General features: G+C 62.8%; 12 protein-coding genes and 5 pseudogenes. 8 read left to right on the top strand and 9 right to left on the bottom strand.

What is annotated here, in order from left to right; all coding sequences use genetic code 11:
• Positions 1-3: 3 nt before the first annotated feature.
• From Thiosp_RS00880 to Thiosp_RS00855, 6 genes and pseudogenes are all read right to left on the bottom strand, one after another.
• A complete protein-coding gene (locus Thiosp_RS00880; protein WP_323696455.1) occupies positions 4-813 on the bottom strand; it encodes a DNA-primase RepB domain-containing protein in 810 nt (269 codons plus the stop codon).
• Positions 813-1,664: an ExeA family protein gene (locus Thiosp_RS00875; RefSeq protein WP_323696456.1), complete on the bottom strand. Its 852-nt coding sequence runs from the start codon at positions 1,662-1,664 to the stop codon at positions 813-815. Before Thiosp_RS00875 ends, Thiosp_RS00880 begins: the two co-directional genes overlap by 1 nt.
• Positions 1,661-3,118: a DDE-type integrase/transposase/recombinase gene (locus Thiosp_RS00870; RefSeq protein ID WP_323696576.1), complete on the bottom strand. Its 1,458-nt coding sequence runs from the start codon at positions 3,116-3,118 to the stop codon at positions 1,661-1,663. Before Thiosp_RS00870 ends, Thiosp_RS00875 begins: the two co-directional genes overlap by 4 nt.
• Before the next feature lie 93 nt (positions 3,119-3,211).
• Entirely contained in the window at positions 3,212-3,781 is a 570-nt protein-coding gene (locus Thiosp_RS00865) for a hypothetical protein (protein ID WP_323696484.1), read from the bottom strand.
• A 114-nt stretch (positions 3,782-3,895) separates the two neighbouring features.
• A pseudogene (istB, locus tag Thiosp_RS00860) lies at positions 3,896-4,528 on the bottom strand (IS21-like element helper ATPase IstB); the annotation flags it as partial.
• A gap of 28 nt (positions 4,529-4,556) precedes the next feature.
• Positions 4,557-5,339: pseudogene (locus tag Thiosp_RS00855) on the bottom strand (Mu transposase domain-containing protein); the annotation flags it as partial.
• Between the two features lie 101 nt (positions 5,340-5,440).
• On the opposite strand from Thiosp_RS00855, the gene Thiosp_RS00850 reads away from it, so the two are divergent.
• From Thiosp_RS00850 to Thiosp_RS00835, 4 genes are all read left to right on the top strand, one after another.
• Positions 5,441-5,653 carry a DUF5372 family protein gene (locus Thiosp_RS00850; protein WP_323696792.1) on the top strand — a complete coding sequence of 71 codons (213 nt, stop codon included), beginning with the start codon at positions 5,441-5,443 and terminating at the stop codon, positions 5,651-5,653.
• Between the two features lie 181 nt (positions 5,654-5,834).
• Positions 5,835-6,302, top strand: a complete 468-nt coding sequence (locus Thiosp_RS00845; RefSeq protein ID WP_201067128.1) for a helix-turn-helix domain-containing protein — start codon at positions 5,835-5,837, stop codon at positions 6,300-6,302.
• Positions 6,299-6,610 carry a hypothetical protein gene (locus Thiosp_RS00840; protein ID WP_201067127.1) on the top strand — a complete coding sequence of 104 codons (312 nt, stop codon included), beginning with the start codon at positions 6,299-6,301 and terminating at the stop codon, positions 6,608-6,610. The genes Thiosp_RS00845 and Thiosp_RS00840 overlap by 4 nt, the downstream gene beginning before the upstream one ends.
• A complete protein-coding gene (locus Thiosp_RS00835) occupies positions 6,607-8,682 on the top strand; it encodes a recombinase family protein (RefSeq protein WP_201067126.1) in 2,076 nt (691 codons plus the stop codon). Before Thiosp_RS00840 ends, Thiosp_RS00835 begins: the two co-directional genes overlap by 4 nt.
• Here Thiosp_RS00835 and Thiosp_RS00830 read toward each other — a convergent pair.
• Positions 8,676-9,056: pseudogene (locus Thiosp_RS00830) on the bottom strand (DDE-type integrase/transposase/recombinase); the annotation flags it as partial. The gene Thiosp_RS00835 and the pseudogene Thiosp_RS00830 sit on opposite strands and share 7 nt — an antisense overlap.
• 80 nt (positions 9,057-9,136) lie before the next feature.
• On the opposite strand from Thiosp_RS00830, the gene tnpA reads away from it, so the two are divergent.
• From tnpA to tnpC, 3 genes are read left to right on the top strand one after another with little or no spacing between them, the layout of a single operon-like run.
• Complete coding sequence (tnpA, locus tag Thiosp_RS00825) at positions 9,137-9,490, top strand: IS66 family insertion sequence element accessory protein TnpA (protein ID WP_009150009.1); 354 nt, start codon at positions 9,137-9,139, stop codon at positions 9,488-9,490.
• A complete protein-coding gene (gene tnpB / locus Thiosp_RS00820; RefSeq protein WP_201067124.1) occupies positions 9,487-9,840 on the top strand; it encodes an IS66 family insertion sequence element accessory protein TnpB in 354 nt (117 codons plus the stop codon). Before tnpA ends, tnpB begins: the two co-directional genes overlap by 4 nt.
• A 52-nt stretch (positions 9,841-9,892) precedes the next feature.
• Positions 9,893-11,581: an IS66 family transposase gene (tnpC, locus tag Thiosp_RS00815; protein WP_201067122.1), complete on the top strand. Its 1,689-nt coding sequence runs from the start codon at positions 9,893-9,895 to the stop codon at positions 11,579-11,581.
• A 131-nt stretch (positions 11,582-11,712) separates the two neighbouring features.
• Here the strand turns inward: tnpC and Thiosp_RS00810 are convergent.
• Both Thiosp_RS00810 and Thiosp_RS00805 read right to left on the bottom strand, forming a co-directional pair.
• Positions 11,713-12,117 (bottom strand): annotated as a pseudogene (locus Thiosp_RS00810) (IS21 family transposase); the annotation flags it as partial.
• 124 nt (positions 12,118-12,241) lie between these two features.
• Positions 12,242-12,625 carry a hypothetical protein gene (locus Thiosp_RS00805; protein WP_323696791.1) on the bottom strand — a complete coding sequence of 128 codons (384 nt, stop codon included), beginning with the start codon at positions 12,623-12,625 and terminating at the stop codon, positions 12,242-12,244.
• 168 nt (positions 12,626-12,793) lie between these two features.
• Here Thiosp_RS00805 and Thiosp_RS24920 point away from each other — a divergent pair.
• A pseudogene (locus Thiosp_RS24920) lies at positions 12,794-13,042 on the top strand (IS91 family transposase); the annotation flags it as partial.
• Positions 13,043-13,144 lie beyond the last annotated feature (102 nt).

Here is a 13,144-nt window from a genome sequence, read left to right as displayed (position 1 = left end):
GGTTCAGTTGCCTCTAGCGCTCTGGCGAATGGCGCGAGCGAGGGTGTAGCGGGCATAGCGCTCGGCATCGGCTCCGCGACGCGGGGACGCGCGCTCGAGCAAGCGTTGGTAGACCGTGGTCGGTGCAAGGCCGGCCTCAAGAGCGCCGCAGACCCAGCCCCATTCGCGGGCAGATTCGGACGGATCACCGGTGGATAAGCGCGCCCGTGGAGCGCAGTTGACGACCGGCGGCGGAGCCGGAGCCATCGTTGGCAAGGCCGGAGTTGGATCCCAGACGCGCTCCTGCGGGCTTGGTCGCCGAAGGACATTGACCCACTCCCCGCCACGCTTGGCATTCTTCATCCCGGCGAGCCGACCGAGGTGCTCACCGGAGACCGAGCCCGGATCGGCGCCAACGCGCGGGATCAGCCAACGCTGCACATCACAGCGCTGCGCCTCATCGAGCGCGCGGGTCAGCCGTAGCCACAGGTGGCAGCCCCCGAGCGTCGAAGTCTGCACCACCAGGGCCGCATAGTGCCGAGCGATGCGCTGCGCCATCGGCCGTGCGACATCATCGAGAAACACCATTGGCCAGGGATAGCCGCGGGCTGGACGGATATAAATATCGGCCTGTTGGACATTGCGCGCTCTGGCCAGCCCCAACGGAAGCTGATCCAAAGAGCGATCATGGAACCACAGCATCGTCGCCTTGGCGGTGCGCACCGCCAAATCGGCACGCACGATGCCAGCGTCGTGCCATGCCTCAAGCATCACGGCGGTGTGTCTTGCCGCTGTCATGGCCTGGTGCGGGCGCTCAGCGCTCAAGCGGCTCATCAGGCGCCCGCCCTGGCACTCGGGCGTTGGCGGGCGTTGCCCGCCGCTGAACCAAACACCTCAAGGTAGAGTTGTTCATCGAGCTGCGCGCGTTCGAGCCGAGCAGCCTGCGCCAGCAATTCTGCCGCCATGGTCGTGAGCACGCGATAATTGCCCAACGCATGCTCAGCGAGCGTCTTCATCAGCCCTGCGCTCATCAGACTCGCATTGCCGGCACTGTGTTGTAAATGCTCCAGGCAGGCGACCAGCGCCTCGCGACTGGCATACTCCATACTCAGGCGCGTACGGATACGACTGCCCAGCGGCAGCAACTCCTCACGGCGCAGCTTGGTCGCCAGGCGGCCATCGCCGGCCAGGATCACGCTCAACAACGTGCGCGAATCGAACTGCATGGAGGTCAGCAGACGCAGCTCATTGAGCACCGTCGGATGCATCTCCTGCGCCTCGTCGATGAGCAACACCGGGCGCAACAGCGTCGTCTCCAGATGCGCCAGCCAGCGCTCGCGCAGGATCTTGAAGCCACCCCAGCGGTTATGGGGCTTGAGGTCAACGGCGAACAGATCGCCCATCTCGCGGTAGAAGTCCGCCACCTTCGAGCTGGGATGCGTGAGCGCCCCAACGCTGATATCGGGCAGCTGGCGCAGACGCTCATCGAGCAGGCGCAGTACCGCACTCTTGCCGGTACCCGGATCACCTTGAATGAGCGCAAAACCGCCTTCGCGGATCAGGCTCTGCTCGATGCGCCAGCAAAACTGCTCCACCGGCGCGCTGCGATGCAGTGCCGCCGTCGGCAGCTCCGGGGAGAACGGATTGAACTTCAGTCCATAGAGGGCCAGCAGGGTCTTGTTCATCGACTGGATTCCAGGTCATCGTGTTTTGGCAGATAGGCCGGCGGCAGACCGGTGGCGGCATACTCGGCGAGCAAGTCGCGCAGCAACGGTGGCAGCGTCGTGGCGCGTTGTGATGGCGGTGGCGGTGCGCCGGCGGGCTCAAGGCGCCGACGCTGCCCGGAGGCATTGGCGGCTTTATCGAGGGGATAGAGGCGGCAGAGGATGGCGCCCGAGTGGGGATCAACCACGTCCACAGCACTCAGATCCCAGCGGGCATAAGCGATATGCAGTTGCTCAAGGTGACGCAAGCGCGCCGGCACCTCGAAGCGCTTGCCCGCCAGGCTGAGCGTCCCATCGCTGCGGCGCTGACGGCGTTGGACGCGACAACGAAAAGCGCCGCGGACCTGCTCGCTGTCCGGACAGGGGCGCCCCACGTTGGGCGCATCGAGAAGACGCGCAAGCGGCGTGGCGGCAGTCTCGCTGTGGACCTTGCGGTGGTACTCCTGCTCCACCCACGCCTGAGTGAGGGTGTTGAGCTGAGGCAGACTCAGCTCCGCGATGTCCTTGAGCATCGCCATCAGGCGGCCTTCCAGCGTGGCCCAGAAGCGCTCCTGCTTGGCGTTCTGATACGGGCTGTACGGCAGGGTCGGCTCATGGAGGATGCCCAGGGCGTGCAATCCGGCGGTGAACTCCTCGGCCTGCATTGCCGCGCCGTTATCGCTCATCAAGGCGCGCGGCAGCCCGCGCTTGTGCAACGCCTGCCCCAGGCCATGGACCAAGGTCTCGGTGGTCTCATCGAGGTACCACTGCAGATGGCAGATCAGGCGGGAGTGATCGTCAATGACCGCCAGCAGCAGGGGCTTGACCCAGACGCCACCCCGGGTGAGGACTTTGCGCGAGCCATGATGAAAGTCCAGATGCCACAAGGCATGGACATACTGGGCTTCATAGCTGCGCACCTCGCAGGCCTCCAGGCGCCGCGCGGCCTGTTCAGCGCCCGGCGTCTTGCGCGCCGGGACACGCCGGCGGTGCAAGCCCGCGCGCTTCATGAAGCGGCGCACGGTGGCATAGGAGGGCAGCGGCCCCAGGGTCTGATCGCCCGCGCACAAGGCGGCGAGGTTGTCGTAATGCAGCTGCACCGTCCAACCGGGGTAGTCGCGGTACTGGGCTTGCACCGCATCCATCAGGCGCGGACTCAGCGCGCGCTGCTCCCCGGCATCGCTGCGCCGGCGCGGGCGCAGTGCGGTCACCGGGTCTTGGGCATCGCGTGCGAGGTAATACCAGCGCTCCAAGGTCCCAAAGCTAAAACTGACCGCCCGCCCAGTCACCGGATGACGCCATGACTTGGCCGCTAGCGCCTTCAGCCGCGCGCCCAGCGCGTTCGCCGGCGCAGGATCAGCCAATAAAGGACCAATAATGGCAAAGCGCAACCGCGCCCAACCATCGGGATCACCGAGGCCGTTGTCATCGGACATTCGTCTTCACCTCCCAGTTGTTTCACACATCACCGGGAGTCTAGAAGGCGCCGCCCAGCGGCGCGATGAGGTCTTCTGCGGGTTGGCGTTGCCCTACAGCGAGCCTGTCGCTGTCGTGCTCGGGGCGATCAATATCAGCAGTTGCACGACGCGCTCGGACAACGCTTTTGCGCTCAATTTTTCCAGCAGGGATCCTGGCAGGTGCTCGGTGGCGATCGGCGGCATCAACAGACCAGCCAAGGATCGAAAGCAGCGGGTTTGCACAAACTGCTCACGCCACCAGTGCTGCCACCGCCGCAGGGTTTGGACGGTGACACCGAGCGTCTTGATCAAGCGCTGGCGACGCGATGCGCTCAGCCCGCAATGCAGGGCGGAAATCAGCACGACGATGACCCCGAGATAGACCTTGCGGCCCAGAAACCGAACGGAAGGCGGGGTGCTGCGCCGCCGGCACCCGTCCGCGGCACAGCAGAAACTCAGACGGCTCTGGTAGCTCTCATCCAAGACGCCACGCACAACACCTCGGGGCTTACGCGGATAACGGGCGCTGTGCAACGCACCACCGCAGTCACAGCCGCCCGCGCGGACTTCCTCGGCAATCGACTCGTCGATCCGGGTGAGCAGGTGGTAAAAGTTCGTGTCGGCAAGAAAGGCGTGACACACTGGGACTGTCTCCTGGTTTTTGGCGAAATTCGGAGACAGCCCTCTCGGGCAACTTGCGTCAAGTTGTTTGAGGGGGTTTTTTGTTTTCCCTCACTGAATTTGCTCAGAATCGCGGCCGATTCCCGCAAATAGTCTGCTCAGGCTCACCTGGCTGGTGATCAGCGTCGCGCGCTGGCCGTGGCGGTCATCGAGTAGTTCAAGCAAATCGCGTCGGGCCTCGGCCTCCAGGCTCATCAGCCCCCAGTCGTCGAGCACAATCAGATCCGTCTTGGCCAGGGAACGCATGAGTTTTGGGAAGGTGCCATCGGCATGCGCCAGGCGCAGCTCCTCGAACAATCGCGGGGTGCGCAGATAGCGGGTGGTGAAGCCCTGGCGGCACGCCTGCTGCGCCAGCGCACAAGCAATCCACGTCTTACCCACCCCGGTGGGGCCGAGGATCAGGCAATTGAGCCCCTCGCGAATCCACTGCCCGGTACCCAGTTGGGTCATCAGCGCCGCATCGAGCCCGCGCGGGCTGTGGCGGTCCAGATCCTCCAGGCAAGCCTGTTGCTTGAGCTTGGCCTGGCGCAGACGGGTTTGTAGCCGGCGTTGCTCGCGCAGGGTCAGCTCCCGGTCGACCAGCAACCCGAGGCGCTCCTCGAAGCTCAAAGACGCCACCTCGGGCAGCTCGAGCTGCTCGCGCAAGGCCGCGAGCATGCCATGCAGGCGCAGTTGCTGGAGTTTATCCAGGGTTGGATGATGCAGCATGAGTGATCACTCCTGTTGATGGAAGGGATTAGTGGAAATACTCCGCCCCGCGCAGATGCTCATGCGCGCTGGGCAGATCGAGGGACTGTTGAACGGGCGGGTTGTGGCGATCCAGACCGCGCTCGAGCATCGAGGCGATGTGTTTGTAGCGGCAGGCATTCAGGCGCAGGGCGCGTTCACAGGCCGCTTCCAGGCGCTTGGGGCTGTAGCGCTCGGCCAGGCGCAGCAAGCCCAGAGAGGAGCGAAAGCCCTGCTGGGGGTGGGCACGGGAGGCGAGGATGTTGGCCACCACCGTGGCGGTTGCCGGTCCGGTCTCCTCGGCCCAACGAATCAGGCGCTCAGGCGTCCATTCGGCGTACTTCTGATGCGCCTTGGGCATGTGCGCGGTCACCGTGGTATGACGGCCTTTGAGGGAGGAGCGCGCATGGCTGGCGACGCGCTGGTTGCGGTGGAAGCACTCGATGGTGCGCTCGCTCAAGCGCACATCCAGGGTCTTCTTCACCAGGGCGTAAGGCACGGAGTAGTAATGGCCCTCAACCTCGACGTGGTAGTCGATGTTCACCCGCGCTGTCTTCCAGGTGGCGAAGACGTAGGGCTCAGCGGGTAAGGGACGCAGTGCCGGGCGGTCGATGGCCTCAAACGCCTCTTTGCGCGAGCCGGGAAGCTTTTTGAACGGGCGCTGGTTGAGCCAAGCCAGGCGTTCGGCGATGGCGTCATTGAGCTCGCGCAGGGAGAAAAACGTGCGCCGGCGCAGAGCGGCGAGTATCCAGCGTTCAACCACTTGCACGCCGACTTCGACCTTGGCCTTATCCAGAGCTATCGACTACAGCCTATGACGTTCGTGAAGGGCAAGTTGTCACCATCACCCATCCGTTCCACCCGCGCCATGGATGTCGCTACGAGTTGCTGACGGTGCGCCAAACCTGGGGCGAGTACCGGGTGTTTTTCTACGACGAGCAAGGGGCGCTCAAAGCCGTGCCAGCAAGCTGGACGGACGTTGGCGAAGTGGATGCGTTTGTGTCAGTGGCCGGCGGGCGCGCGCATTTTCGCCCAGCGGATCTTGTCCAGCTGGTGACATTGGTGGCGCGTCTGCGCGAACAGGACAACGGCGATCAAGGCGAATAAGTGTGTCAGGTAAAATTTGTCATTACTGTAAGGGAATATTTGCCTTTCCATGGGCAGGACAGATGCCTTTCGGTTTCTTCCTCTGTATCATCGCTACAAATCTGCATCAGCCAGAAACTGCCGCTTGACAATGTGGCCATTTGAGACATAATTCGCCTAACACTTGCACCTGAGACTCACGATGGCCAAACGGGCGTATAGCGATCCCAAGAAGCAGCGTTTGCACGAACAGGGCGTGCTGAATCCGCGCACGCACGCCGTCACCGACGCGCTATTCGCGCAATCGGACTTCTTCGATCCGCGCGATCTGCTTCAAGTCAAATATGAGATGTTGCGCCGCGTGCAGGTCGATGGCGATTCAGTCAGTGCCACGGCGGCTGCCTTCGGCCTGTCACGTCCCTCGTTCTATGAGGCGCAGGCGGCGTGGCGAGGCGAGGGACTGGCGGGGCTCTATCCAAAAAAACGCGGTCCCCATGGTGGGCACAAGCTGACCGAGGAGGTCGTCGCGTTCTTGCTGCACCGGGTTGCCGAAGAGGCAGCGCTGACACCGGCACAACTGGCCGCACAGGTCGCGACACACTTCGGTCTCCAGGTCCATCCACGCAGTATCGAACGCGCGCTGCAGCGGGCGGAAAAAAAACGCCCATGAACACCGCACCCGAGCCAACGCCCGCGCTCGATACGCTCAGCGCCTACGAACGCTTACGCGCGCACTGCCTCGAGGCGCGAGCGGGCCGCGCCGAGGAACTCGGACTCAACATCCTGCTGCGTCATGGCATGTTGACGTGGGCTCGGCTCGGCGTGCCCAAGTGCAAACCCGCGCTCGAGCGTTCAGTGTCTGGCGCTGCGCCGCCCCTGTCCGCCCCCTCGCCGCTGCATGCGGAGCTCATCGACGTGCTGGTAAGCATGGCCATCCATTGCTCACAAGCGCCACACAGCGGAGCACAACCGGCATGAGCGCTGATCCTCAGGGCAAGGTGCAGGCCCGCCACCTCAAACGCCACGCCTATCTGTATATCCGCCAGTCCTCCTTGCGCCAAGTTCTGGAGAACACCGAAAGCACGGAGCGCCAATACGCCCTCAAGCAGCGGGCGCTGGCACTGGGATGGGCGCACGAGCGCATCGTCGTGGTCGATCGTGACCTCGGTCAGTCGGGCGCCTCGAGCGAGGAGCGCGAAGGCTTTCAGCGCCTGGTCAGCGATGTCGGCATGGGCCGTGCGGGGATTGTGATGGGGTTGGAGGTCTCGCGTTTGGCGCGCAACAACGCCGACTGGCACCGTCTGCTGGAAATCTGCGCCCTGAGCGATACCCTGATTCTCGACGAGGACGGGATTTACGACCCGGGCCACTTCAACGACCGACTTCTGTTGGGCTTGAAAGGCACCATGTCGGAGGCGGAACTGCACCTGCTGCGGGCACGGCTGATCGGCGGAATGATGAACAAGGCGCGTCGTGGGGAGTTGCCCTGTCGGCTGCCGATTGGGTTCGTCTATGATGGCGCCGAGCATGTGGTGCTGGATCCCGACAGCCACGTGCAGGCGACGGTACGCTTGTTCTTTGAGACCTTCCGTCGCGTCGGCTCAGCGACAGCCACGGTCAAAGCGTTTCGGCAACAGAAGCTGCGCTTTCCACGTCGCATCAGCCATGGTCCGCGCAAAGGCGAGGTGATCTGGGGGGAGCTGGCGCACCACCGCGCCCTGTGGCTGCTGCACCATCCGCGTTACGCCGGAGCCTTCAGCTACGGGCGCAGCCGTCAGCGCAAGTACGGCGCGCAGCGCTACAAGAAACTCCCACGCGAGGACTGGATCGCGTTGGTGCGCGATGCCCATCCCGGTTATATCACCTGGGAGGAATACGAGGGCAATCTTGAGCAGTTGCGTCAGAACTCGGCAACACACGGCGAGGAGCGCCGGCGCAGCCCACCGCGCGAGGGACCGGCCTTGCTCCAGGGTCTGGTGATCTGCGGGCAGTGCGGAAAGCGCATGAGCGTGCGTTACGACCATCGCAACGCCAAGACCTTTCCCTACTACATCTGCCAGCGCGACGGCATCGAACAGGCCAAGCCCGTTTGCCAGTCAATTCCCGGCGCCGGCATTGACCGTGCGATCGGTGAACTGGTGGTGGAGACGCTCACCCCGGTGACAGTGGAGGTGACACTGGCGATCCACCAGGAACTGCAGGCGCGCTTCGATCAAGCCGACCAATTGCGCCACAAAGCCGTCGAGCGCGCCCAGCACGAAGCCGATCTGGCGCGGCGCCGCTATATGCAGGTTGAGCCGGAAAATCGCCTGGTGGCCGATTCCTTGGAGGCGGAGTGGAATGAAAAGCTGCGCGCGGTGGCCGAGGCGCAGGAGCACTACGCGCGCCAACGCGAGGCCGAACGTTTGCTGGTCGATGAGCCGCAACGCGCCCAAATGATGGCACTGGCCAATGACTTCCCGGCCCTATGGCGTGATCCCGCCACACCCGATCGGGAACGCAAGCGCATGCTGCGCTTATTGATCGAGGATGTCACGCTGCACAAGGGATCTGAGATCATCACCCAAGTGCGTTTCCGCGGTGGGGCGACGCAAACGATCCGCTTGCCACGACCTCTACCAATCGGTGAGTTGCGTCGCCACAGCACCACGCTTGTGGCTGCGGTGGATCGCCTGATCGATCACCACACCGACAAGGCCATTGCGGCGATCCTCAATGCACGCGGCATGCGTTCGTGCGATGGCGGGGCGTTGCATCGGTTGATGATTCGTAACATCCGCATTGCCTACGGTTTAAAGAGCCGCTACGAGCGCTTGCGCGAAGCGGGCTATCTGACGCCCGATGAGGTCGCCGAGCAGCTTGGAATCGCGCCCGCCACGGTCAAGAATTGGCGGTCAAAAGGTTGGCTCGATGCGGTCGCTTACGACGACAAACCGCGCTACCTTTATGTTCCACCAACGGACAATGCGCCGGTGAAATCAAAATGGAAATCCGGTCGTTACGTCAAACCAACCCCGCAACAACCAGACGGAGTGCAGTGTGAAGCGTGAGACTTATCCCGAGGCTTGCGCACCCGGGCCGGGACCACCGCAACACCGTAGTGCGCGGCCAGCTCGGCGCAGGTGGGGTTGATGTCGGGCTCGTAACGTTGGGCTTTGCTCACCCCACTGGCAAGGTTGTCGGGGACCAGTACTTCCGGCACGCCCCCGAGGAACGCCAAGGCGCGCACGTGGGAGCCGGTCCAATCCGACAGGTTCTGCGTCCAGGTGGCTTCGGCGTAGGTGTAGTTCGATGCCCCCAGTACCGCCACGAAGATCTGGGCGGTGCGGATTTCCCCGGTGGTGCGATCGATCACCTCTGCCGTCTGACCGGCATAGTCGACGAACAGCTTCTCCCCGGCGCGGTGGCTCTGGCGCATGGTAAGCGATCAGCGAACTACATCTAGCCCCGCCAGCGCCGCCCCGCCAAGATGCCGACCTGATCAACCACGACAGGAGCATCCGCATGGTACAAAAGCGACGCACTTGCCAGCAATGGCGGACCTTAACCGACGCATGGTGGGACAGTGGTCTGACCCAAGGCGAGTACTGCCGACGCCACGGCATTTCCGTGTCGAGTTTCGCGCGCTGGCGTGAGGTGTTTCGCCGCGAAGGCCAGCGCGCAACGCCCACCCCCGGGCGCGAGCAAGAACCGGCTTGCACCCTGGTTCCGGTGCACTGGATCAGCGAACCGACACCCCACAGCGGTTCACCGCTCAGTCTTCACTTTCCTGACGGACTGCGCCTAGACATCAGCGCCGGCTTTGATGCCACCACCCTGCATCGGCTCATCGCCCTCCTCAAAGGGCGTGACGCATGATCGGCATCGGCACCCATACCCACGTCTACCTGGTCGCCGGTGCTACCGACATGCGCAAGCAAATCGATGGCCTGGCGGGGATCGTCAGCGACACCCTCGGCGCTGATCCTTTCTCCGCTCACCTGTTTGTCTTCTGCAATCGCGCCCGTGACAAACTCAAAATTCTCTATTGGTACAACAACGGCTTCTGGTTATGGTACCGACGCTTGGAACAACAGCGCTTCTGGTGGCCATCACCCACCAGCAACGATCCCGTCAACCTCTCATTGCGCGAATTGCATTGGCTGCTTGAAGGGCTCGATCCAAAGCAACTCGAAGGACATCAACAGGCGCGCTTTAATCTGATTTAAAATGCAAAAAAAGCTTGTATTCAGATACGCGTTCTCGGTATGATTCGCGACTATGGAAGTCGCCATTCAAATGCTGCCCAATGAACCCGTTCAATTGCACGGGATCATTCACCAATTGCGCGCGCAATTGGACGCGTTGACGCAGACGCTCACCGAACAACAGGAGCGCATTGACAGCGACGCCAAACGCATTGACCAATTGCTCGAGTACATTGAGTTATTGCGCCGCAAACGCTTTGGTCCCAGCACGGACAAGGTGCCCGATGGACAGCTCAACCTCTTTGATGAGACAGAGCTTGAAGCACTGATCGGCCAGCTTGAGGCCGAGGCGGATGCCAAGACCAAGCCGCCCAAGGGCGAGAACACCAAGACCAACCCGCCCAAAGGCCAGCCCAAGCGCAAACCGCTGCCAGCGCATTTGACCCGGGTGGAGCGCATCCTTGATCTATCCGAGCAGGAGAAAGCCGCGCTCGGGGAGAACTGGCATTTCATCGGCTATGACGTCTCCGAGCAGCTCGCCGATCTGCCGCGTCAGCTCTATGTCATCGAATACAAGCGTGCCAAGTATGCCCCGGTCGATGACAGCGTTGAGGACGAGGAGGCCGGGATCAAGATCGCCCCACGCGCGCCTCAGATGATCCCCAAGGCCATCGCCCATGCCTCGCTGCTGGCCTCGATCGTGACGGGGAAGTTTGTCGATGCCCTGCCGCTGTATCGCCAGGAGAAGATCTTTGCCCGCGAGGGGATCGACATCCCGCGCCAGAGCATGGCCGGGTGGCTGATGCAGTTGCAGGCGCCACTGGCTCCCATCGCGCAGGCGATCAAAGCGCAGTTGCTGCTTGGCGCCACGCTGAACATCGATGAAACCCGCTTGCAGGTGTTGAACGAACCCGGACGGGACAATACCCAGGAGTCTTTTATCTGGGTGTTTTGCGGGGGACCGCCCGGGCGAGCGGTGCGCTGGTTTGAATACGCGACCTCGCGCGCGGCCGCTGTCCCCCATGCGGTGCTGTTTGGTGAGCATGGCGCCGGCAGCGATCCACCCATTGAGCTGATTCTGCAATCCGATGGCTACAGTGCTTACCACGTGCTGGCCAAGGTAGAGGAGATCATCGACCATGCCGGTTGCTGGGCGCATGTGCGACGCAAGTTCGTCGAGGCGGGCGCCGGGCGCGAGGCCTCGCTCGCTCAGGCGATGGTGGCAATGATTGGCGAGTTGTATGCCATTGAGAAGCGCTTGCGTCTTGAGCGGGCGGATGCGGATACCCGGGTGCGTGAGCGCCAGGCGTTCAGCCTCCCGATCATCGAACAGATCAAGGCCTGGCTGGATCGCCATGTGCTGCGCGTGGCGCCAAAGAGTCTGCTGGGCAAGGCGATTGGCTATGCCTTGAATCAGTGGCCGACGCTGCTGGTCTTCCTCGATCATGGCGAGGTGGAGATCGACAATAACCAGGCGGAGAATGCCATTCGTCCCTTTGTGGTCGGAAGGAAGAACTGGCTGTTTGCCGGTTGTCCCGAAGGGGCACAGACCAGCGCGCTGCTTTATAGCCTCATTGAGACGGCCAAGGCGAATAAACTCGAGCCCCGGGCGTACCTCAACCACCTCTTCGAGCAACTGCCCCTGGCGAAAACGCCGCAGGCGATTGAGGCGCTGCTGCCGTTTAACCTCCGCCCCGAGGATCTGCCCGCGCCAGCGCGTTTGGCCTCGATCACTGATCCAGCGGTGTCTGGCAAGCGATGATGCCGCGACGACCACCGGCGGGTAACCGCCGGGGGTTGACTGTTGCGGGCATTGCGCTGGTGCGTGGTTGCGTTCCATTGCACCATTGTCCGCCGCCCCGGTCGGGCAGGGTAGATGTAGTTCGCTGATCGCTTACGGCGCATGACCACGTCGAGCTTGGCCGACCAGCTGGCGTAGGTGTCGCAAAACCAGCTGTAGCCATAGCCTTGTGGGTAGGCGGCGCGGTATTCCTCCCACAGCAGCATCAGGCTGACGCCGGGGCGACGTAGCTCTTGGTGCAGGCTGGCCCAGTCGGGGATCGGGCGGCTGTGGGCCGGCAGCGCCGGTGCGGGCGGAAACAGCCGTCGCTCCAGCTCGGCGTCGCTGAGCGATTCGGGCAGCGGCCAGGGTAACCCGCTAGCGGCAAAGCGCCGCTCGTACTCGCCAATGGTGCTGCGTGCGACCTGCACGCTGGCGCCAATCTGACGTGCTGATCGCCCGGCCTCAAACCGCAGGCGCAGCACTTCTCGAATCTTACGCATGGACAAACGCTCCATCTCAACCTCCTCGCTTCGAAAAGGGGCCGAGGATAGTGGATCGTGGTCCTGCGTCGCTTCCTGCCAGGGGTGGCCAGATGGCCGTGGAATCAGTGGCCGGATGCCTCTGGAATGGGTGGCCGGATCAGCGTGGAATCAGTGGCCGGATAATCCTGGAATCGGTGGCCGGATCGGCGGGTAACCGCCGGGGGTTGACTGTTGCGGGCATTGCGCTGGTGCGTGGTTGCGTTCCATTGCACCATTGTCCGCCGCCCCGGTCGGGCAGGGTAGATGTAGTTCGCTGATCGCTTACGATCGGCGTGGAATCCGCATCCAGCGCATCGATCGCCACGCCTGCCTGCGCGGCCCACCCGGAGAATCGCCCGGCACCGCGCAGATGAGCCCTGATCTTGTAACGGGAGTAGCCCGATTGAGCCAGCTGAGCGGCGAAGTCGTCTAGGTAGGGACCGCCAGGGCCGGAGCGAAGCTTGCGAAGCGTGAACGGATGCTTGAAGTATGTGGTCAACATGCTGTCCTCCTTTCGTTAATATCGAGAAGGACGGCACTCTACTTATGCGGAGTCGATCGGCAGACTTCGGGCCGTGATCCATTGATATCGCGTGAAAGCTGCTGTCCCTCAGCGGCATTCTCGGCATAACCATCTACTCTGCATAAAGCCCTTTATGCGCTGCACCGCATAAAGGGCTTTCGCCGCGCGCGCAACTTCGGCTTTCTCCATCCTAATCGCAAACGCGCGATTGCGCTGTTGCAGTGGTTGTTCGGACTGGATCCGCAACAGTTCCTCGCCAAGCTCAAACCGCGTCCTCGGCTCAAATGTCCCTGCTGCGGGGCCGAGATGATCATTATCCAGACGCGCTTGCCCCCGCGAGGATCGCCGCTGCAGACATCGCCGCCGCTTGATGGGGCATCGATACCGGTGATGTAAACGCAAGCAACAACCCGTTTTCTTCCAAATCGGTGATCGCGTGCCGAGAGTGGCGTTCGCCTGAGATTCGGGCAAAATAGTCCCCTCGGTTCCTAATGACTT

This window comes from Thiorhodovibrio litoralis (assembly GCF_033954455.1).
Taxonomy (GTDB): Bacteria; Pseudomonadota; Gammaproteobacteria; order Chromatiales; family Chromatiaceae; genus Thiorhodovibrio; species Thiorhodovibrio litoralis.
This window is presented reverse-complemented; position numbering and strand designations above follow the sequence as displayed.

Bases quoted from the DNA above. Each gene is read 5' to 3' on its own strand.
- tnpA (WP_009150009.1), top strand. From the start codon at position 9,137: ATGGTACAAAAGCGACGCACTTGCCAGCAATGGCGGACCTTAACCGAC.
- Thiosp_RS00805 (WP_323696791.1), bottom strand. From the start codon at position 12,625: ATGTTGACCACATACTTCAAGCATCCGTTCACGCTTCGCAAGCTTCGC.
- Thiosp_RS00870 (WP_323696576.1), bottom strand. From the start codon at position 3,118: ATGTCCGATGACAACGGCCTCGGTGATCCCGATGGTTGGGCGCGGTTG.
- Thiosp_RS00840 (WP_201067127.1), top strand. From the start codon at position 6,299: ATGAACACCGCACCCGAGCCAACGCCCGCGCTCGATACGCTCAGCGCC.
- Thiosp_RS00880 (WP_323696455.1), bottom strand. From the start codon at position 813: ATGAGCCGCTTGAGCGCTGAGCGCCCGCACCAGGCCATGACAGCGGCA.
- Thiosp_RS00875 (WP_323696456.1), bottom strand. From the start codon at position 1,664: ATGAACAAGACCCTGCTGGCCCTCTATGGACTGAAGTTCAATCCGTTC.
- tnpB (WP_201067124.1), top strand. From the start codon at position 9,487: ATGATCGGCATCGGCACCCATACCCACGTCTACCTGGTCGCCGGTGCT.
- tnpC (WP_201067122.1), top strand. From the start codon at position 9,893: ATGGAAGTCGCCATTCAAATGCTGCCCAATGAACCCGTTCAATTGCAC.
- Thiosp_RS00845 (WP_201067128.1), top strand. From the start codon at position 5,835: ATGGCCAAACGGGCGTATAGCGATCCCAAGAAGCAGCGTTTGCACGAA.
- Thiosp_RS00835 (WP_201067126.1), top strand. From the start codon at position 6,607: ATGAGCGCTGATCCTCAGGGCAAGGTGCAGGCCCGCCACCTCAAACGC.